The sequence below is a fragment of the Curtobacterium sp. UNCCL17 genome, from assembly GCF_000686685.1.
Lineage (GTDB): Bacteria > Actinomycetota > Actinomycetes > Actinomycetales > Microbacteriaceae > Curtobacterium > Curtobacterium flaccumfaciens.
Window position 1 is genome coordinate 347,987 of record NZ_JMLI01000017.1, and the last position, 18,351, is coordinate 366,337.

18 protein-coding genes are annotated in these 18,351 nt (G+C 71.8%); 13 read left to right on the forward strand and 5 right to left on the reverse strand.

All coding sequences use genetic code 11. The features are described from left to right. Positions 1-7 precede the first annotated feature (7 nt). The 6 genes from BR70_RS0101775 (at position 8) to BR70_RS0101800 (ending at position 6,918) form a co-directional block, all read left to right on the forward strand. On the forward strand, positions 8-1,408 hold the full coding sequence (locus tag BR70_RS0101775) for a M14 family zinc carboxypeptidase (protein ID WP_027464674.1): 1,401 nt from the start codon (positions 8-10) through the stop codon (positions 1,406-1,408). Next, on the forward strand, positions 1,408-2,349 hold the full coding sequence (locus tag BR70_RS0101780) for an ABC transporter permease (RefSeq protein ID WP_027464675.1): 942 nt from the start codon (positions 1,408-1,410) through the stop codon (positions 2,347-2,349). The genes BR70_RS0101775 and BR70_RS0101780 overlap by 1 nt, the downstream gene beginning before the upstream one ends. After that, the gene (locus tag BR70_RS0101785; protein WP_027464676.1) at positions 2,346-3,236 is read left to right on the forward strand and encodes an ABC transporter permease; all 891 of its coding nucleotides are present in this window, start codon (positions 2,346-2,348) and stop codon (positions 3,234-3,236) included. The genes BR70_RS0101780 and BR70_RS0101785 overlap by 4 nt, the downstream gene beginning before the upstream one ends. A gap of 84 nt (positions 3,237-3,320) precedes the next feature. Further along, positions 3,321-4,730: a serine hydrolase gene (locus tag BR70_RS0101790; RefSeq protein ID WP_051596524.1), complete on the forward strand. Its 1,410-nt coding sequence runs from the start codon at positions 3,321-3,323 to the stop codon at positions 4,728-4,730. Beyond that, the gene (locus BR70_RS0101795; RefSeq protein WP_231495614.1) at positions 4,727-5,260 is read left to right on the forward strand and encodes a GbsR/MarR family transcriptional regulator; all 534 of its coding nucleotides are present in this window, start codon (positions 4,727-4,729) and stop codon (positions 5,258-5,260) included. The genes BR70_RS0101790 and BR70_RS0101795 overlap by 4 nt, the downstream gene beginning before the upstream one ends. Next, entirely contained in the window at positions 5,257-6,918 is a 1,662-nt protein-coding gene (locus tag BR70_RS0101800) for a dipeptide ABC transporter ATP-binding protein (protein ID WP_027464679.1), read from the forward strand. Before BR70_RS0101795 ends, BR70_RS0101800 begins: the two co-directional genes overlap by 4 nt. Before the next feature lie 18 nt (positions 6,919-6,936). Here the strand turns inward: BR70_RS0101800 and BR70_RS0101805 are convergent, their stop codons facing one another. Then, the gene (locus BR70_RS0101805; protein WP_155896730.1) at positions 6,937-7,518 is read right to left on the reverse strand and encodes a hypothetical protein; all 582 of its coding nucleotides are present in this window, start codon (positions 7,516-7,518) and stop codon (positions 6,937-6,939) included. Between the two features lie 147 nt (positions 7,519-7,665). On the opposite strand from BR70_RS0101805, the gene BR70_RS19015 reads away from it, so the two are divergent. After that, positions 7,666-7,995 (forward strand): hypothetical protein, encoded by a 330-nt coding sequence (locus BR70_RS19015; protein WP_035807629.1) that lies wholly within the window; start codon positions 7,666-7,668, stop codon positions 7,993-7,995. Positions 7,996-8,096: 101 nt separating this feature from the next. Then, complete coding sequence (locus BR70_RS23050) at positions 8,097-8,249, forward strand: hypothetical protein (RefSeq protein WP_017886018.1); 153 nt, start codon at positions 8,097-8,099, stop codon at positions 8,247-8,249. 67 nt (positions 8,250-8,316) lie between these two features. Here BR70_RS23050 and BR70_RS0101820 read toward each other — a convergent pair whose 3' ends face one another. Genes BR70_RS0101820 through BR70_RS19020 form a run of 3 tightly spaced genes read right to left on the reverse strand, consistent with a single transcriptional unit; the run spans position 8,317 to position 11,458 of the window. After that, positions 8,317-9,174 carry an EamA family transporter gene (locus BR70_RS0101820; protein WP_027464681.1) on the reverse strand — a complete coding sequence of 286 codons (858 nt, stop codon included), beginning with the start codon at positions 9,172-9,174 and terminating at the stop codon, positions 8,317-8,319. 13 nt (positions 9,175-9,187) lie between these two features. Continuing rightward, complete coding sequence (locus tag BR70_RS0101825; protein ID WP_027464682.1) at positions 9,188-9,850, reverse strand: response regulator transcription factor; 663 nt, start codon at positions 9,848-9,850, stop codon at positions 9,188-9,190. A 39-nt stretch (positions 9,851-9,889) separates the two neighbouring features. Continuing rightward, on the reverse strand, positions 9,890-11,458 hold the full coding sequence (locus tag BR70_RS19020; protein WP_027464683.1) for a sensor histidine kinase: 1,569 nt from the start codon (positions 11,456-11,458) through the stop codon (positions 9,890-9,892). A gap of 132 nt (positions 11,459-11,590) precedes the next feature. Between BR70_RS19020 and BR70_RS0101835 the strand changes: the two genes are divergently transcribed. Beyond that, a complete protein-coding gene (locus BR70_RS0101835) occupies positions 11,591-12,421 on the forward strand; it encodes an AraC family transcriptional regulator (protein WP_027464684.1) in 831 nt (276 codons plus the stop codon). A gap of 222 nt (positions 12,422-12,643) precedes the next feature. Here the strand turns inward: BR70_RS0101835 and BR70_RS0101840 are convergent, their stop codons facing one another. Then, on the reverse strand, positions 12,644-13,675 hold the full coding sequence (locus tag BR70_RS0101840) for a LacI family DNA-binding transcriptional regulator (RefSeq protein ID WP_027464685.1): 1,032 nt from the start codon (positions 13,673-13,675) through the stop codon (positions 12,644-12,646). 118 nt (positions 13,676-13,793) lie between these two features. On the opposite strand from BR70_RS0101840, the gene BR70_RS0101845 reads away from it, so the two are divergent. Genes BR70_RS0101845 through BR70_RS0101860 form a run of 4 tightly spaced genes read left to right on the forward strand, consistent with a single transcriptional unit; the run spans position 13,794 to position 18,351 of the window. Then, positions 13,794-15,068: an ABC transporter substrate-binding protein gene (locus BR70_RS0101845; RefSeq protein ID WP_027464686.1), complete on the forward strand. Its 1,275-nt coding sequence runs from the start codon at positions 13,794-13,796 to the stop codon at positions 15,066-15,068. A 33-nt stretch (positions 15,069-15,101) separates the two neighbouring features. Further along, on the forward strand, positions 15,102-15,980 hold the full coding sequence (locus BR70_RS0101850; RefSeq protein ID WP_027464687.1) for a carbohydrate ABC transporter permease: 879 nt from the start codon (positions 15,102-15,104) through the stop codon (positions 15,978-15,980). Further along, positions 15,977-16,954: a carbohydrate ABC transporter permease gene (locus tag BR70_RS0101855; RefSeq protein ID WP_197019598.1), complete on the forward strand. Its 978-nt coding sequence runs from the start codon at positions 15,977-15,979 to the stop codon at positions 16,952-16,954. Before BR70_RS0101850 ends, BR70_RS0101855 begins: the two co-directional genes overlap by 4 nt. After that, positions 16,954-18,351: a glycoside hydrolase 5 family protein gene (locus BR70_RS0101860; protein WP_027464689.1), complete on the forward strand. Its 1,398-nt coding sequence runs from the start codon at positions 16,954-16,956 to the stop codon at positions 18,349-18,351. Before BR70_RS0101855 ends, BR70_RS0101860 begins: the two co-directional genes overlap by 1 nt.

Sequence of the window (18,351 nt, forward strand, 5' to 3'; positions counted from 1 at the left end):
GGCGGGCATGGAGCAGCACACCGTCCTCGACCTGGTCCGCGACGTCCCCGACCGCGACGGCTTCCCGCTCGTCGACGACCTGCACACCCGGTTCGCCGCGCTCGCCGCGGCGCACCCGGACCGGGTCACCGTCACCCGGATCGGCACGAGCCGCCTCGGCGAACCCCTGCACAGCTACCGCATCGGCACCGGGTCGCACGCGGCCGTCGTGGTCGGCGGGGTGCACCCGAACGAGCCGATCGGTTCGTGGACGGCGCTGCACCTCGCCGAGACGGCCCTCGGCGACGAGCGGGTGGCCGGGCTCGACGTCACCTGGCACATCGTCCCGACGATCGATCCGGACGGCATGCGGCTCAACGAGGCGTGGTTCCACGACCCGCACGACCGGGTCTTCTACTCGCGGCACTTCTACCGGCCCGCGCCGGACAGCCAGGTCGAGTGGACGTTCCCGAACAGCTACAAGTCGGTGTACTTCGACCAGGTGCTGCCCGAGACGCTCGCGTTCATGCGGCTCATCGACGACACCGAGCCGGACCTGCTCGTGAGCCTGCACAACGGCGAGATGGGCGGCGTCTACTACTACCTGTCCGAGGATCTGCCCGACGTCGTCGACACCCTGCACGCGGTGCCGGCCGCACTCGGGCTGCCGCTCGACACCGGGGAGCCGGAGTCCCCGTACCTGCGGGAGCTCGCCCCGGCGGTGTTCGCGATGGACGGCATAGAGACGGCGTACGCCTACCTCGAGGAGCTCGGCGTCGACCCCGGCGAGCACATCCACGGCGGGTCGAGCGCGGCGTGGGCGATGCGCCACGGCGCTCTCTGCATGGTGGCCGAGCTGCCGTACTGGAGCCACCCCGACGCCGACGACCCGACCCCGACCCCGACCGACGAGTCGTACGCCGATCTGCTCCGCCGGTGCGCGGACGAGCTCGGTGCCTCGGGTGCGGAACTGCAGGCGTTCCTCGACGAGGCGTCGCCGATGCTCTCGATCCCGTCCCCGTTCGTCGAGGCCTCCCGGGCGTTCGTCCCGATGCTCGCCGGGATCTCGGACACCGACCGCCGCCGGGCCGAGCGGGAACCGGCCGACCGCACGGCCACCGTCGCGGAGCGCTTCGGCTGCGAGGACCTCGTCCGCTGCTTCCGCCTGCGCTACGGCGGCATGCTCCTGCGCGCCGTCGAGGCGGAGACGGCCGCCGGCACGGCGTCCGCGCCGCTCCGGCGGCTCCGTGACCGCCTGGCCGAGCGGTACGCGCACTGGCAGGCGGACGCGTCGACGGGTGCGCAGCCGATCCCGGTGGGGAAGCTCGTGGGCGTGCAGTACGGGGCGATCCTCGCCTGCGCGGCGCACGTGGCGGACCCGACCCGCGCCTCCCGTCCGGTGTCGGCGGCCGTGTCGGGAGGCGCGTGATGCGTCCGACGCTCGCCGTCGGTCGCCGACTCGGCGGCCTGGTCATCGTGTTCCTCGGGGTGACCTTCCTGATCTACGCGATGACGTTCGCGCTGCCCGGCGACCCGATCAAGGCGCTCGGCGGCGAGCGCCCCCTCACCGACTCGGTCGTGCGGGCGCTGCGGGCCGAGTACCACCTGGACCAGCCGCTGTGGCTGCAGTACGTGCAGTACCTGGGCGGCCTGTTCCGGGGTGACTTCGGCACCGACTTCAACGGGCAGTCCGTGGGCGAGCAGATGGCCTCGCGGTGGCCCGTGACGATCACGCTGGCGCTGAGCGCCTGGGCGCTCGAGATCGTCCTCGGCATCGGGCTCGGCGTGGTCTCGGCACTCAGGCGCGGCACTGTCCTCGACAAGACGGTGCTCGTCGGCACCATCGTCGTCGGCGCGGTCCCCGTGTTCGTGCTCGGTGTGGCCCTGCAGCTGGTGTTCTCGGTGCGGCTGCACTGGTTCCCGGTCGCGGGCGTCACCGCCGGGTGGCCGACCGCGTACGTCCTGCCGGCGTTCGTGATCGCCCTGTTCGGCCTGGCCGCGGTGTCCCGGCTCACCCGGACGTCGATGATCGAGACACTCGACGCCGACTACGTGCGGACGGCCCGCGCCAAGGGGCTCGCCCCGGGCCGGATCGTGGGTGTGCACGTGCTGCGGAACTCGCTCATCCCCACCGCCACCTACCTGGCGACCGACCTCGGCTACCTGATGGGCGGCACCGTCATCATCGAGGGCATCTTCAACCTGCCGGGCGTCGGGAACCTGCTGTTCCAGGGCATCCGCTCGCACGAGGGTGCCGTCGTCGTCGGCATCTCGACCGCCCTCATCCTGGTGTTCCTCGTCACGAGCGTGCTCGTCGACCTGCTGCACGCCGCCCTCGACCCGCGCGTCCGGACAGGAGCCTCCCGATGACCACCGAAGCCCTCGGCGCCACCGTCGAACCCGTCGTCGGGGTCCGGCGCCGGCCACTGCTCGCCGCCGCACGGACGCCGGGGTTCTGGGTGCCCGCGTCGGTGCTCGTGGTGGTCCTGCTCATCGCGGCGTTCCCGCAGCTGTTCGCCGGCCTGTTCGGCCACGGTGACCCGCGGGTGTGCGACCTCGGCCGGAGCGGGGCGTCAGCGACCGCCGGGCACCCGTTCGGCTTCGACCTGCAGGGCTGCGACGTCTACGCGAACGTCGTCTGGGGCACCCGGTCGTCGATCGCCGTCGCGGTGCTCACGACCCTGCTCGCCGGCATGGTCGCGGTCGTCGTCGGGACCGTCGCGGGCATGGTCGGCGGGTGGGTGGACGCCGTCCTCGCCCGGCTCACCGACGTGTTCCTCGGGTTCCCGTTCCTGCTCGGCGCCGTCGTCGTGCTGAACAGCGTGGGGGAGCGGTCGGTGCTCACCGTGTCGCTCGTGCTCGCCCTGTTCGGGTGGCCGACGATGGCCCGGCTCGTGCGGTCGAGCGTCCGCAGCGTCCGGGGCGCCGAGTTCGTGCTCGCCGCCCGGACGATGGGGCTGTCGACGTGGCGGATCACCACCCGGTACGTGTTGCCGTCGTCGATCTCGCCGCTGCTCGTGCTCGCCACCATCACCGTCGGCGGGGTCATCGTGTCCGAGTCGTCGCTGACCTACCTCGGCATCGGGCTGGAGCGTCCGGCGATCTCGTGGGGGCTGCAGCTGTCCGCGGCGACGTCGCAGTTCCTCCGGGCCCCGCACATGCTCATCGCCCCGGCGGCGTTCCTCGCCGTGACGGTGCTCGCCGTCATCGCGCTCGGCGACACGCTGCGCGCCGCGCTCGACCCACGTCGGCGCTGACCGGCACGGCACACGCCGCGTCGCGGCGGGCACCGTCGCGACCGACGCGCCAGACTCGAACCACCGCCCTTCGAAAGGACCATCGTGACCGACACCCTCTCCGCGTACCGGAAGACCCTGCCCTACATCCGTGAGTGGGTGTCGTACAAGGTGTGGCAGCTGCGGGTGCCCGGCGTGCAGGTCGCCGTCGGGTACGGCGGCGAGGTCCTGTTCGACGAGGCCTGGGGCTACGCCGACGTCGAGGCCGGGCGCCGCCTGACCACCACCGACCTGTTCCGCATCGCCTCGCACTCGAAGACCTTCACCGCGACGGCCCTGCTGCAGCTCGCCGAGCGCGGGTCGCTCCGGCTCGACGACACCGTCGGCACGTACGTCCCGGCACTGGTCGACGGCGGCTCCCCACTCGCCGACGCCACCCTGCGCGAGCTCATGGAGATGGGTGCCGGCGTCATCCGCGACGGGCACGACGGCGACTACTGGTCCCTGCTCCGCCCGTTCCCCGACGAGCAGGAACTCCTGGCGCTCGTGCTCGACCGGGGCCAGAAGGTGCCGACCGGCTCGTCGTTCAACTACTCGAACCTCGGCTACTCCCTGCTCGGCCTGGTCATCGCCGCGGTGTCCGGGCAGTCGTACAACGACTTCGTACGGGAGTCGATCACCGGACCCCTGGGCTTGCGGAACACCGGCCCCGACTGGGACCCCGCACGCGCCGACGACTTCGTGGTCGGGTACACCGGCTTCCACACCGCCAGGCACCGGCAGCGCATCGACCACGTCGACACCCGCGCGATGGCCGCCGCCACCGGGTTCCACGGCACCGCGTCCGACCTGGTCCGCTACTTCTCGCAGCACGTGATCGGGCAGGGCACCCTGCTCGACGACCACTCCAAGCGCCTCGCGCAGCGGAAGGCCTGGAGCGCCACCGACGACCCCGCCGCCCGCGGCTACGGCGCCGGGTTCATCGTCGACCGGATCGGCGGACGGGAGATCCGCGGCCACTCGGGCGGGTTCCCCGGCCACATCACCCAGTCGATGTTCGACCCGGCGTCCGGGCTCGTCGTGTCCGTGCTCACGAGTGCCGCCGCCGGACCCGCCACGCTCATCGCCACGGCGGTCATCGCCATGCTCGACGCAGCGGCCGACGCCGACGCCCCGGGGACCCCGGTGCCCGACGACGTCGACACCGCCACGTTCACCGGACGCTTCGCCAACCCGTGGGGCGTCACCGACGTCGCCCGGATCGGTGACCGGCTCGTCGAGGTCGACCCGTCCGGCCCCGAACCGATGGACACCCCCACGCGGCTCGAGGTGGTCGACGCCGACACCCTGCGGATGACCCACGGCAACCGCTTCGGCTCGGTCGACGAGGACATCACCTACACGCGCGACGAGGACGGCGCCGTGCGGGCGATCCGCGGCGGTGGCGGCATGTCGCAGGAGCCGTGGTCGATCCCGGACGAGCGACCCGAGGTGGCCGCCGGGCTGGCCTCGTGACCGACGACCGGCTGCTCGGACCGGAGCGCCAGGCGTTCGTCGAGGAGTTCGCCCTGATGCTCAACGACGGCGCGGGCATGCCCCTCACCGACGCCCGGGTGCTCGGCTACCTGATGATGACCCGCGCACCGCACTCGTCGTCGTCCGACCTGCAGGCAGCGCTCGGTGCCAGCTCGGGGTCGGTGTCGATGGCAACCCGGCGGCTCGTCGACTCCGGGTTCGTGAAGCGCCACATCGTCCCCGGCGAGCGCAGTCACTACTTCCGCGCCGAGGCCGACGTCTGGGGTTCCTGGCTCGCCAGCGAACGGAAGTACCTCGACCGGCAGCGCGACATCATCGGCCGCGGGCTCGCCGTCGTCGAGGGTGCCGGCCGCACCGGCACGGGCGACGTGGACGCCGAGGTCCGCGAGCGCCTGCTCAACGGCCGCGACTACATGCAGTGGCTACAGGGCTACCACCGCAAGATGCTCGAGGAGTGGGAGGCCTTCAAGGCCGCCCGCGACGACACCGACCCCCCGGAGACCCCATGAGCGGCACCACCGACGTCCTGACCGTCGAGCACCTCACCGTCACCTTCGACGTCGACGGCGAGGTCGTCCGCGCCGTCGACGACGCCTCGTTCACCGTCGCCCGGGGCGAGGTCGTCGCGGTCGTGGGGGAGTCCGGCTCCGGCAAGAGCATGACCGCGATGACCGCGATGGGCATCGCCCCCGACGGTGCGCGCGCCTCGGGGAGCGTCCGGCTCGGCGACCTCGAGGTCATCGGCACCGACGAGCGCACCCTCCGGTCGGTCCGGGGCCGCAGCGTGTCGATGATCTTCCAGGACCCGTCCGCGGCGCTGAACCCGGTGTTCACCATCGGGTTCCAGCTCGCCGAGGCCGTCCGACGCACCGACGGCCCGCACGACCGCGCCGCCGTCCGGGAGCGCTCGCTCGAGCTGCTCCGCGCCGTGGAGGTCCCCGAACCCGAACGCCGCCTGGGCCAGTACCCGCACGAACTCTCCGGCGGGCAGGCCCAGCGCGTGATGATCGCGATGGCGCTCGCCGCCGACCCGGACCTGCTCATCGCGGACGAGCCGACGACCGCCCTCGACGTCACCGTGCAGGCCGAGGTGCTCGACGTCCTCCGCGCGCTGCGCGAGCGCACCGGCACCGCGATCCTGCTCATCACCCACGACATGGGCGTCGTCGCGGACCTCGCCGACCGCGTGGTCGTGATGCGCCGCGGACGCGTCGTCGAGACCGGCACCGCCGCGACGGTCTTCGCCGCACCGTCCGCCGACTACACGCGGGAACTCCTCGCTGCGGTCCCGCGGATGGGCACCGGGTCCGGCCAGGAGGCCCGGCTCGGCTCCGCCACGGAGCCACCGGCCGCCGTGCTGGACGTCCGGCACCTCGTGGTCGAGTACGGCGGCGCCCTGCGCGGGCGCTTCCGTGCCGTCGACGACGTGTCGTTCACCGTCGGCCGGGGCGAGATCGTCGGCCTGGTGGGGGAGTCCGGCAGCGGCAAGACCACCATCGGCCGGGCCGCGGTCGGCCTCGCGCCGATCACCTCGGGCTCGGTGGTCGTCGACGGCACCGACGTTGCCGGCGCACGACGAGCCGCTCGCCGGCAGATGCGCCAGCACGTCGGCGTGGTGTTCCAGAACCCGCTCCGGTCGCTCAACCCCCGGTACACGGTCGGGCAGACCGTCGCCGAGCCGCTCCGCCAGATCCTCCGGCTGCCGGCGGCGCAGGTCGAGGAGCGTGTCGAGCGGCTCCTCGCCGACGTCGGCCTCGACGGCGGGTACGCCGAGCGCTACCCGCACGAACTCTCCGGTGGCCAACGGCAACGCGTCGCGATCGCCCGCGCGGTGGCCCTCGACCCCGCGCTCCTGATCGCCGACGAGCCGACGAGTGCGCTCGACGTGTCGGTGCAGGCCCGCGTGCTCGACGTGTTCCGCGAGCTGCAGGAGCGCCTCGGGTTCGCGTGCCTGTTCGTCACGCACGACCTCGCCGTGGTCGACACCCTGTGCGACCGGGTCGTCGTGCTGCACGGCGGCCGGGTCGCCGAACACGGGACGCGCGACGCCATCCTGCGCTCGCCCCAGGACCCGTACACACGACGACTCATCCAGGCCGCCCCGGTGCCGGACCCCGGGGAGCAGGCACGCCGACGCTCCGAGCGACTGGCGGCCCGCGCAGGCTGAGGCGGGCGGGAGTCCGGGTCAGTGCACCTCGGCCGAGGCCCACAGCACGCCGACACCGCGGCCCACCGGGCGCAGCAGCGGCACCGCGACGAGCACCGCCGCTGCCAGGTACGCGACGGTCTGCAGCAGCCCCGGGACCGCGATGGCCACGCCGAGCGACGCCTGCGGGAGCGCCGTGAGGAGCTCGGTCTCCGACAGCAGTGCGGTGACGAACCACGCCGCGGCCGCCACCGTGACGATCCAGCCGAAGGCCCGCTGCACTCCCGGCTCACTCCGGACGGTGACGACACCGAAGGCAACGAGCGCCGCCTGCGCGACGACGAGGAACACGTCGATCAACAGTCCGGGAACCAGTGACACGAGCGCGAAGGCGAGCACGGACACCGCGAACGTGAGCGCCCGGCGGTCCCGAGCGCGCACCGCGGCGGCGAGCACGACGACTGCGGCGATGCCGGCGACGACCGTGGCGCCGAGGAGCAACCCGCGGGGCAGGTCCCAGGGCGCCAACCAGACCGTCCCGACCAGTCCGGCCGCTCCGAACACCAGCGCCGCCACGACCGCGGCCGCCGACACCACCCGTACCCCCGTGCTGCTCTGCATGCCCGCACCCTATGCCCCGGGACCCCGCCAGCGGAACACGCTCCCCACCGTTCGGCGCCCCCGACGACACGCCCGTCCGGCCCCGGGTGCTCGTCCAGACGACGCGGTCGACTTGACTGTCGTTCGAACACACGTTCGAATACCGTCGTGGGACGGCGTCGCGAGAACCGGTGGCAGCCCCCGGAACACCCGGAGGTCGAGCGTCCGCGCGCGTACTCCCTGTCCGAGGACGCCCGCGGCGGCGACGTCTGCCACGCCGTCACCCCGAAACCGGTCTGGGCGTGGATCCAGTTCCCGACCTTCCACGTCCGGGTGAAGGCCTTTGCGAAGAGCTGGACCCGCGATGCCGTGCTGGTCGAGTGGGCGCAGTTCGGGCAGCAGGCCGAGGCGTGGGTGTGGCGCTCCGCGGTGAAGCACCGCACGCTCCGTGCCGACCGGGACAGCGCGAACCGGAGTCCGCAGAACGCACTGCGTTGACTTCCGCCCGCACCCCGAGGATGGTTTAGCGAACACGGGGTCAGCAAGTAACTCACTGATCGAGGCATTCGGTCCGGACCCCTGTCCCAGAAGGAGGCACCATGAAGAACGCAGCGGTGCCGTCCTGGGTCGCCCACGTGCTCACCCCGCCCGAGGTCATCAGCGCCTACGTCGAGCGTCGGATCAACGATCCGGCCCTGCTGTCGGGCGAGCAGTCGGAACCCACGTACGCAGACTTCCTGCGCGACGAGTAGACGGTCTTCTCCGGAGGCCCGGATCACGCACCGCTCCCGGCGGACGTGATCCGGGCCTCCTCTTCGTTCACCCCACCGGTCCGCCGCGTCGGCGACGCGCCGACAGCGTCACGCCGACGCTCGCCGCGGTGACGCACGCCAGGGCGACCGTCTCGAGCACCGACAGCCCCTCGGCCAGCACCACCAGGCCGGCCAGGGCAGCGATCGCCGGGCCGAGGCTCTGCAGCACGCCGAACACCCGCGTCGGCATCCGGCGGAGCGCGAGCATCTCGAGCGCGTACGGCAGCACGCTGGACAGCACGGCGACCGCACCGAAGACGATCAGGAGCGTCGGTTCGCGCAGGACGCCGTCGACCGCGGACCGGAGCCCGAACGGCAACGACACGAGCATCGCGACCACCATCGACACGACGAGCCCGTCGACACCGGGGATCGCGGCGCCGACGTGCCGGTTCATCACGATGTAGCCCGCCCAGCACCCGGCGGCCAGGACCGCCCAGACGACACCGCCCACCTCGGTCACCGCGGTCGGGCCGACGCCGAGCAGCACGACCCCGGCGAGCGCCAGCACGGCCCACAGTGCGTCGCGCCAGCGCCGGGTGTGCACGAGCGACAGGGCGAGCGGCCCGAGGAATTCGATCGTCACGGCGACCCCGATCGGGATGCTCGCGAACGACAGGTAGATGAAGACGTTCATGCCGCCGAGCGCCAGGCCGAGCCCGACCGCACCGAGCCACTGCGCCCGCGTCCAGTGCCGGACGCGGGGACGGACCACCAGGGCGAGCACGACGGCGCCGATGACGAGCCGCAGCGTGGCGGCCTCGACCGCGCCGACGTCGTCGAAGTGGGTCTTCGCGATCGCGGCGCCGAGCTGGACGGACACCATCGCGGTGAGGGCCAGCAGGGGCGCGGGGACCCGGTTCATCCTCGGGCTCGGCTCATCCGAGGTAGGCGAGGACGGCGAGGACACGGCGGTGGTCCTCTCCGGTGTCCTCGAGTGCGAGCTTGCCGAAGATGCTCGACACGTGCTTCTCGACGGCACCGGTGCCGATCACCAGGGCGCGGGCGATCGCGGCGTTCGTGCGACCCTCGGCCATCAGCCCGAGCACGTCACGCTCGCGCGGGGTCAGGGCTGCGAGCGGGTCGCGGCGGCGGCTCATCAGCTGCGTGACGACCTCGGGGTCGAGCACGGTGCCGCCGGCGGCGATGCGGCGGACGGCGTCGTCGATCTCCTCGAGCCGGGTGACGCGGTCCTTGAGCAGGTAGCCGATGCCGGTCGCGCCGGCGGCCAGGACGTCCTCGGCGTAGGTGGCCTCGACGTACTGGGAGAGCAGGAGCACGCCCGTCCGTGGGGCGATCCGGCGGGTCTCGACGGCGGCGCGGACGCCTTCGTCGGTGAAGGTCGGCGGCATCCGCACGTCCATCACCACGACGTCGGGTGCGCCCTCGGGCAGGGTCGCCAGGAAGGCCCGGGCGTCGGAGTACTGCCCGATGACGTCGATGCCGGCCTCGTCGAGCACGCGGGCCAGGCCCTCGCGCAGCAGGACGGCGTCGTCGACGACGACGGCCCGGATGCGTGCTGCATCCGGGCCGTCTGTCATGCCGACCAGCCTAGTGGGAGCGCGGACGCTCCCGTGGGGTCACGACCGCTGGTTCGCCGCCGTCGGGACGCCGTTCAGGGCGCCGAGGGGGATCCGGGCGGTGGCCTCGGTCGGGCCGCCCTCGGGGCTCGAGACGACCAGGTCGCCGTCGAGGGCCCGCATCCGGCCGATCAGGCCCTCGATCCCGTGGCCCTGCTGCGGTCGGGCACCACCCCGACCGTCGTCGGTGACGCTGACGGTCAGGTACCAGAGGCCCGAGGCATCGACGACCAGGCCGAGGTACACCCCGGCGGTGGTGGCGCCGGCGTGCTTCATGGTGTTCGTCAGGAGCTCGCTCACCGTGAAGTACACGTTGCGCTGGATCTCCGTGGCGAGCTCCAGGCCCTCGGGCAGCCGGACGTCCAGGCCCACCGGGATCGGGGTGCGGGCGACCAGTGCCTCGAGCGCCGCGACGAGTCCGCGGTCGAGCAGGATCGGCGGTGCGAAGCCGCGTGACAGTGCGCGCAGTTCGTCGAGGGCGTCCTGGGCGTGCTCGGATGCCTCACCGATGAGCTGCTTGGCCTTCTCGGGGTCCTTCTCGAAGGCGCGCTCGGCGGCGGACAGGTCCATGCGGAGTCGCACCAGCCGCTGTTGCGGGCCGTCGTGCAGGTCGCGCTCGATCTGGCGGAGTGCCTGCCCCTCGGCGGTGACGGCACCGGCACGGGAGGCCTGCAGGCCGGCGACGCGCTGCTCGAGTTGCTCGGCCCGGAAGCCGCCCAGCAGGCCGAAGTCGACCCAGTAGTGCGCCAGGACGGACCCGCGGGCCCAGAGCGGGAAGAGCACGATCGAGGCGGCCATCGACAGCAGCCCGAGGGCGCCGAACCCGACGACGGCCGTCGTGTCCCAGCCGAAGTACTGCGCGCTCAGGCCGTTGGCGAACGCCACCACCGCGAGCCCGACGGGCCAGAGGAAGCCGACGAACAGCAGGGCTCCGGCACCCACGGTGAAGACCGCGACGAGCGGGTACACGACCGCGGCGTGCAGCAGGTAGAGCCAGTAGTGCGGGTTGGCGACGGCCGACCCCGTGCGGGTCCACCAGTTCTGCTGCCAGCGAGGCGTCCAGTCCACCGGGCGGATCGGGCGTCGGTCAGCCCAGCTCATGCGGAGCTTCTCGAACTGTCCGAGCCACCGCGCCACGAACAGCGCGATGAAGAACATGAGCAGGACGAAGGGGTTGAACAGGTCCCGGAACCCGCCACCGAAGATCGCCGTCGGGAACGCGAAGTACAGCGTGCAGAGCAGCACGGCGGTGAGCGCCATGTAGCCGAAGTCCCGCGGCAGGCGCTTCCAGGCGTCGCGGTAGAACTGCCCGGCGGTCATGCCGGACCCGCGACCGGAACCACCGACCGGGCCGGACCCGACCCGCGGGGTGGCGCTCCACGACGCCGGCGGGGACTGCGGGGCGTCCTGGGGGTCCTGGTGGTGCTGGCGCGGGTACTGGGGCATCGGCTTGGTGGCTCCAGGGGGCACGGAGTCGCCCAGCGGGACGGTCTGGGCCTGGTCGGGCGAAGGCGTGACGTCGTCCAGCGGGACGGTTCGCGCCTGGTCGAGGCGGTCGGTGTCGGTCATGCATCCAGCCTCGCGATCGCGGAGCCGTTCCCCCATCCTGCCCTCTCCCCACCCCGGGTGGGGTTATCCCCCCTCTTCCACAGGTCGCCCGACCCACGCCCACGCGTCCCGCCCGTGGATCACGCTCCTCGGATGGGTGATGCGCTCCGAGCACTGATCGACGCCGTCGGGCTCCAGGTCGGGCCGGGCACCGAGGTCCGATCCGACGACGAGGCGTGGACGCTCGACGTCGAACCGACGGGCACCCACGCCTGGGTGGCGACGCGGTCCCGCTCCGTGTGGATCCGGCGCGGAGACGACATCGCGATCGTCGACGCCGGCACCGCCGCCCTCGTCCAAGGGCACGTGCCGATGACGATCAGCACGGGCCCGGAGCGCTCCGGGGCACCCCACGTCGCGGAGACGTACGCGTTCCCGCACGAGGCACTCTTCGCGCTCACCGGTGTCCTCGTGGGCACCGCAACGCTCGGCCCCCTCGCCGACGAGGTCCTCGCACTCCCACCCCTCGCGAGCACCGGCCCACCCGGTGCGCCCTCGCCCGACGTCGGCCTCGCGCTGCGCCACGTCGGGCATCTCGACGGCGGGAGGTGGCACGGCGCGCAGCAGCAGGCCCTCGCCGGACTCGTCGTCACGACGGTGCTCCGCGACAACCCGCCCCCGATGCTCGGCGACAACAGTCTCGCGCGGGTCCTCGACCGCCTGTTCGATCCCGCCGGTCGACCATCCGTGCGGGACCTCCTCGTCGGCATCGACATGTCGGAGCGCACCCTCGAGCGCCGGTGCGTCGCAGCGACGGGATGCTCGCCCGCGCAGCTCGGCCGCTGGTACCGCAGTCTCGCCGTCCGGAGCGCGCTCAGCCGTGGAGACCGCCCGTCCGACGTCGCGACCCGCTTCGGCTTCAGCACGACGTCGTCCATGCGACGGGCCCTCGAGCGGGTCCGACCCCCGACGAACCGCCGCTGACCGTCGAGGGCGGGGGAAGGAGGTTCCGCTTCGCATCGATGACGGTTCCGGTTCACGATCCTCGGGTTTCGTGAACCAAAACCGTCACGGCGCGGAGAAGACCACGTCGTCCCGCCGCCGACCGGTGTGTGCGCGCCAGATACAGGCAGCCGCGCCGCGCTTCGGAAGCGGCAGCGGCAGCGGGAGCGGGAGCGAGTCGTCGGGGCCGACCTCCGGAGCGGGTCAGGCGGGGGTGCGGCCGGTGGACTCCCGGACGCTCAGGGTGAGCGAGGGGCCCGGGCGTGAGGGGAGCGGGGCGCTCGCGTCGATCTGCGCGCGCAACAGGGTCGCCGCACGCTGTCCGAGCTCGACCGTGTCGCGGGTGAGCGAGGTGATCGCCGGCCGGACGAGCCGGATCATCGCCGAGTCGTCGAAGGACACGATCGAGACGTCGCCGGGCACCGCGACGCCCATCTCGCTCGCCACGCCCAGCCCTGCGACGGCGAGCACGTCGTTGTCGTAGATGATCGCGGTCGGTCGGACGCTCCGAGACAGCAGGGTGCGGGTGGCGCGCGCGCCGGCCTCGGCCGAGTAGTCCGTCGGCACCGAGACCGCGTCGTCGAGTCCCTCGTCGGCAGCGAACGCCCGGAGCCGGTCCATGCGCATGGCGGTGTGCTCGAACTCGGGCCGTCCGGCGACGTGCGCGATGCGGCGGTGCCCGAGGGCGTGCAGGTACCGCAGAACGGTGTCGGTGGCGTCCGAGTCGTCGATCCAGACCGTGGGGGCGGCGCCTTCGGGTGAGGGGTGCGAGCCGACGACGACGGTCGGCATGCCGAGGTCGGCGAGCAGGGCGAGCCGGGCGTCGTCGCGACGGGGGTCGATCACGATCACGCCGTCGACACGGTGTCCGCGCCACCAGTCCCGGTAGGTCTCGAGTTCTTCCTCGGCATCACGCGCGACGAGCAGGTTCATGCCGACGTGGGTGCCGGCGAGCCCGAGCTGGATGCCGGAGATCAGGTCGCCGAAGAACGACTCCGTCCCCAGGGTCCGGGCCGGGCGGTTCAGCACGAACCCGATGGAACCGGCCTTCGCGCCGCCGAGTGCCCGGGCCGCGGTGTGTGGCTGCCAGTCGAGCTCGCGGGCGATCTCGCGCACGCGGCGACGGGTCTCGTCGGAGACACCGGGGCGGTCGTTCAACGCGAAGGACACCGCGCTGATGGACACACCGGCCCGCGCGGCGATGTCGGCGATCGTCGTTCGACGCTTGGTGGCCACGGGGTTGACTATAGCGCTTTAGTCATCCACAGTGGCTGCCACACACGGGTTCGGTGACTGCTGCTGAACCGGTTCAGCTATGACGAGGGAGTCAGACGCCATGAGGACCACCACACGCATGACGAGGGGCCGCGCCACCGCGCTGCTCGCGACGGCCGCCGCCACGGCGCTCGTCCTGACCGGCTGCTCGAGCGGCGGGAACGCGGCCGACAACGGCGACGGCGAGATCAGCGGCACCATCACCCTGCAGACCTGGGCGCTCACGCCGACCTACACGGGCTACCTCAACGGAGTCATCAAGGACTTCGAGCAGGCCCACCCGGACGCGAAGGTCAAGCTGCAGGACCAGCCCGGCGACGGGTACGCCGACAAGGTGCTCAGCCAGGCCTCGTCGAACAGCCTGCCCGACGTGATCAACCTGCCGCCGGACATCGCCCTGCCGCTCGCGAAGCGCGGGTTCCTGCAGGACGTCGCGAAGGACGACTCGAAGCTCGCCAGCACGTACGTCGCCGGCGCGTTGGACTCGTACAAGTACAAGGGAGTGGACGGCACGTTCGGGTACCCCTGGTACCTCAACACCGACGTGAACTACTGGAACTCGACGATGTTCGCCAAGTGCGGCCTCGACGCGAAGAACCCGCCGAAGACCACCGACGAGCTGTTCACGCAGGCGAAGACCATGCACGACAACTGCCCGACCGACTACCTGATGAGCCGGAAGCCCGGCCTCGGTGACTTCACCCTCGCCGGCGTCAGGGTGCTCAACGCCGACGGCACGAAGTTCACCTTCGCCGACTCGTCGAAGGCCGCCGACCTGATCGACCGCTACAAGGACGCGTACCAGGACGGCTACATGCCCTCCAACGTGCTGAACAGCGACTACCTCGGCAACTCCACCCTCTTCACGCAGGCCAAGGTCGCCTGGACCACCGGTGGGGCCACCTCGCTCGCCGACTTCGAGAAGAACAACCCGTCGCTCAAGGGCAAGGTCACCGTCAGCCCCGCACTCGACACCCCGCCGCTCTACGTGCAGGGCCTGTCGGTCTCGAGCAAGTCGAAGCACCTCGCCACCGCCGAGGCTTTTGCGAAGTTCATGACGAACGCGAAGAACCAGGAGGCGTTCGCCCACAAGGTCAACATCTTCCCGTCCACCACGTCGTCGCAGTCCGACCCGTACTTCTCGAAGGACGACGGCACCGTGAACGGCGAGGCCCGGGTCCTGGCGAACGAGGCCCTGAAGACGGCGAAGGTCATCAACCCGGTCGAGGCGAACTCCGCGATGACGGACTTCCTCGACCAGCAGATCGCCCTCGCGATGAAGGGCCAGGTGGCGCCCGAGAAGGCGCTGCAGACCGCCCAGACCAAGATGAACAGCCTGCTGGCCAACGGCTGATCCGGCCCCGGAGAAGGAAGAGGGAGGATCGTCATGCGTGCGAACCGCTGGTACACGCCCTGGTTGCTCGTCCTGCCGGCACTGATCTGGCTCGTCGCGTTCAGCCTGTGGCCCTCGATCAACACGGTCCGGTTGTCGTTCACGAACGCCAGCCCGCTCGGCGGCGTCAGCCAGTGGGTCGGGGTGCAGAACTTCGAGACCCTGCTCGCTGATCCGCAGGTGTGGGAGGCGCTGCTCAACAGCGTCATCTACATGGCGGTGTGCCTGCCGCTGCTGACGGTCCTCCCGCTCCTCATCGCCGTGCTCGTGCAGCAGAAGCTGCCCGGGATCGCGTTCTTCCGCACCGCGTTCTACACGCCGGTCATCGCGTCCGCGGTGGTCGTCGGGCTCATCTGGACGTGGATCCTCGACGACCGCGGCGTCATCAACGAGATGGCGCAGGCCCTCGGTGTCGTGCAGGGCAGCGTCCCGTTCCTGACCGACCGGTGGCTGCTGCTCCTCAGCGCCATCAGCCTGACGGTGTGGAAGGGGCTCGGCTACTACATGATCATCTTCCTGGCCGCCCTCGGGAACGTCGGCAAGGACCTGCACGAGGCCGCCGCGCTCGACGGCGCCGGCGCGGTCCGGCGCTTCTGGTCGGTCACGATGCCCGGGGTCCGCGGCACCATGACGCTCGTCGGGATCCTGGTGTGCGTCTCCGCGCTCCGGGTGTTCAGCGAGCTCTACATCCTCACGAACGGCACCGGCGGGCCCGGCGGGCAGGACAACTCGCTCGTCATGCTCATCCAGCAGTACGCCCGCGGCTTCACCGGCAACCTCGGTTACGCGTCCGCCCTGAGCCTCCTGCTCTTCGTCGTGACGCTCGTGCCGATGCTCGCCCTCGCCCGGATGAACAGCAAGGCGGACAAGTGACGAACACGACCAGCACGACCGAACCCGTCATCGGCGGCGCGCAGGGCGCAGCCAGCCCGACGCCGGACGTGACCGGCGCGACGGGCGCGGGACGGGCCTCCAGGCAGAACGGACGCGACGGACGCAAGCGGCGCCGCGCGGTCTGGGGCGTCATGTCCACCCGCGAGAAGGTCGTCCGCTACGTCCTGCTCATCGTGGTGCTCTTCATCACGATCGGCCCGTTCCTGTGGCAGCTGTCCACGTCGCTCAAGGGCGCCGGTGAGGACATCTACACGGCGAACCCGTCGTTCATCCCGTCCGAACCGACCATCGAGAACTACCTGAAGGTCGCCGCGGCGATCCCGGTGTGGCGGTACATCGGCAACTCGCTGCTCGTCGCCGCGATCGACGTGCTCGGCAACATCGTGTTCGCGACCCTGGCCGGCTTCGCCCTCGCCCGTCTGCAGTGGCGGCACCGGAAGCTCGTGCTCGGCCTGTTCCTCGGCACCCTCGTGCTGCCCGGCGAGGCGACGATCATCTCGCAGTTCGTCACCGTGAAGGACCTCGGCCTCGCCGACAACCTGGTCGGCGTCGCCCTGCCCGGCATGATCGCGGCGCTCAACGTCCTGCTGATGTTCAACGCGTTCCGGCAGATCCCCGAGGAGATCGACCAGGCAGCGGTGATGGACGGTGCGAACGCGCTGCAACGCCTGCGCTACATCTCGCTGCCCGCCGTGCAGGGGACCATCGCGGTCATCGCGATCTTCTCGTTCATCGGTGCGTGGGACGACTTCCTCTGGCCGCTCATCGTGCTGCAGTCGCCCGAGAACCTCACCCTGACCGTCGGGTTGCAGTACCTGCAGGGCACGTTCGCCACCGACCAGCGGATGATCGCGGCCGGCACCATGATCGCCTTCATCCCGATCGCCGTGATCTTCGCCGTCCTGCAGTGCTTCTTCTTCAAGGGCGTCGAAGAGGGCGGTGTGAAGGGCTGATGCGCTTCGGGGTCAACTACACGCCCTCGGTCGGCTGGTTCCACTCGTGGCTCGACTTCTCGCGGTCGGACACCGCCAGGGACCTCGAGGCCATCGCGTCGATCGGCGCCGACCACGTGCGGATCTTCCCGCTCTGGCCGGTCGTCCAGCCGAACCGGACGCTCATCCGGCAGCAGGCCCTCGACGACGTCGCGACTGTCGTCGACCTCGCCGGCTCGTTCGGGCTCGACGTCAACGTGGACGCCCTGCAGGGGCACCTGTCGAGCTTCGACTTCGTGCCGTCCTGGCTGGACAGCTGGCACCGCCGCAACATGTTCACCGACCCGGACGTGGTCGCGTCGACCGCCGCGTACGTCCGGGCGCTCGCCGGAGCGGTCGCCGACAAGCCCAACCTGCTCGGCATCACCATCGGCAACGAGGTCAACCAGTTCGCACACGCGCCGCACCCCGCACCGCACGCGATCACGGCGGAGCAGGGGCACGCGTGGGCGGCGGCGATGGTCGCGGCGGCGCGGGCGGGGCTGTCGGACGGGTCGTCGGCGTCGGCCGCGTCGTCCGTGTCGGTCGGCCTGGAGGCGCGGCTCGACCCCGCCTCGACGGTCCCGCCCGCCACCGGGTCGCGCCCCGGGCCACTGGTCACCGTCGCGCAGTACGACGCGGCCTGGTACGACGACGCCCAGCCCTTCGGCCCCGAGCACGCGGCGGACCACGGCGACGCCACGGTCACGCACTCGTGGGTGTTCAACGGCTCGGCGGCCCTGCACGGCGCCCTCGGAGCCGGGTCGGTGCGGCACGGGGAGTACCTGCTCCAGCTCGCCGCGGCCTGGAACCGCGACGCCGCCCGGCCGAACTGGCTGCAGGAGGTCGGCGCCCCCACCAACGTCGTCGACCCCGCCGACGCCGCCGCGTTCACCGAGCAGACCATCCGGCACGTCCTCGACGCGCAGCAGGTGCTCGGCGTGACGTGGTGGTGCTCCCACGACGTCGCCCGGTCGCTCGCGGACTTCCCGGAGCTCGAGTACGACCTCGGGCTGTTCACGAACGACGGACGGCTGAAGCCCGCCGGCGAGGCGTTCGCCGCCCTCGCCCGCGCCGAGCACACCCGCGACGCCCGCGCCGCACCGTCGGCCACGGCGCTCGTCCTCGACGACGTGCTGTCCGACGGCACCGACCGGCACGGCACCCGCGCCGACTGCGCCCCCGGCGGTCGGTTCGCCGCCGCCTGGCTCGCCCTGGCCGAGGCCGCACCGGACGGCCGCGGCCCGCAGGTCGTCCTGCGCTCCCGGCTGTCGGACACCGCGCTGCTGGCCGCCCGCGGCATCGACCGCTGCGTCGACGTGCCCTCCGACCTCGACACCACCACCGTCCGCGTCGCCCACCCGGCGACCACGCCCTGA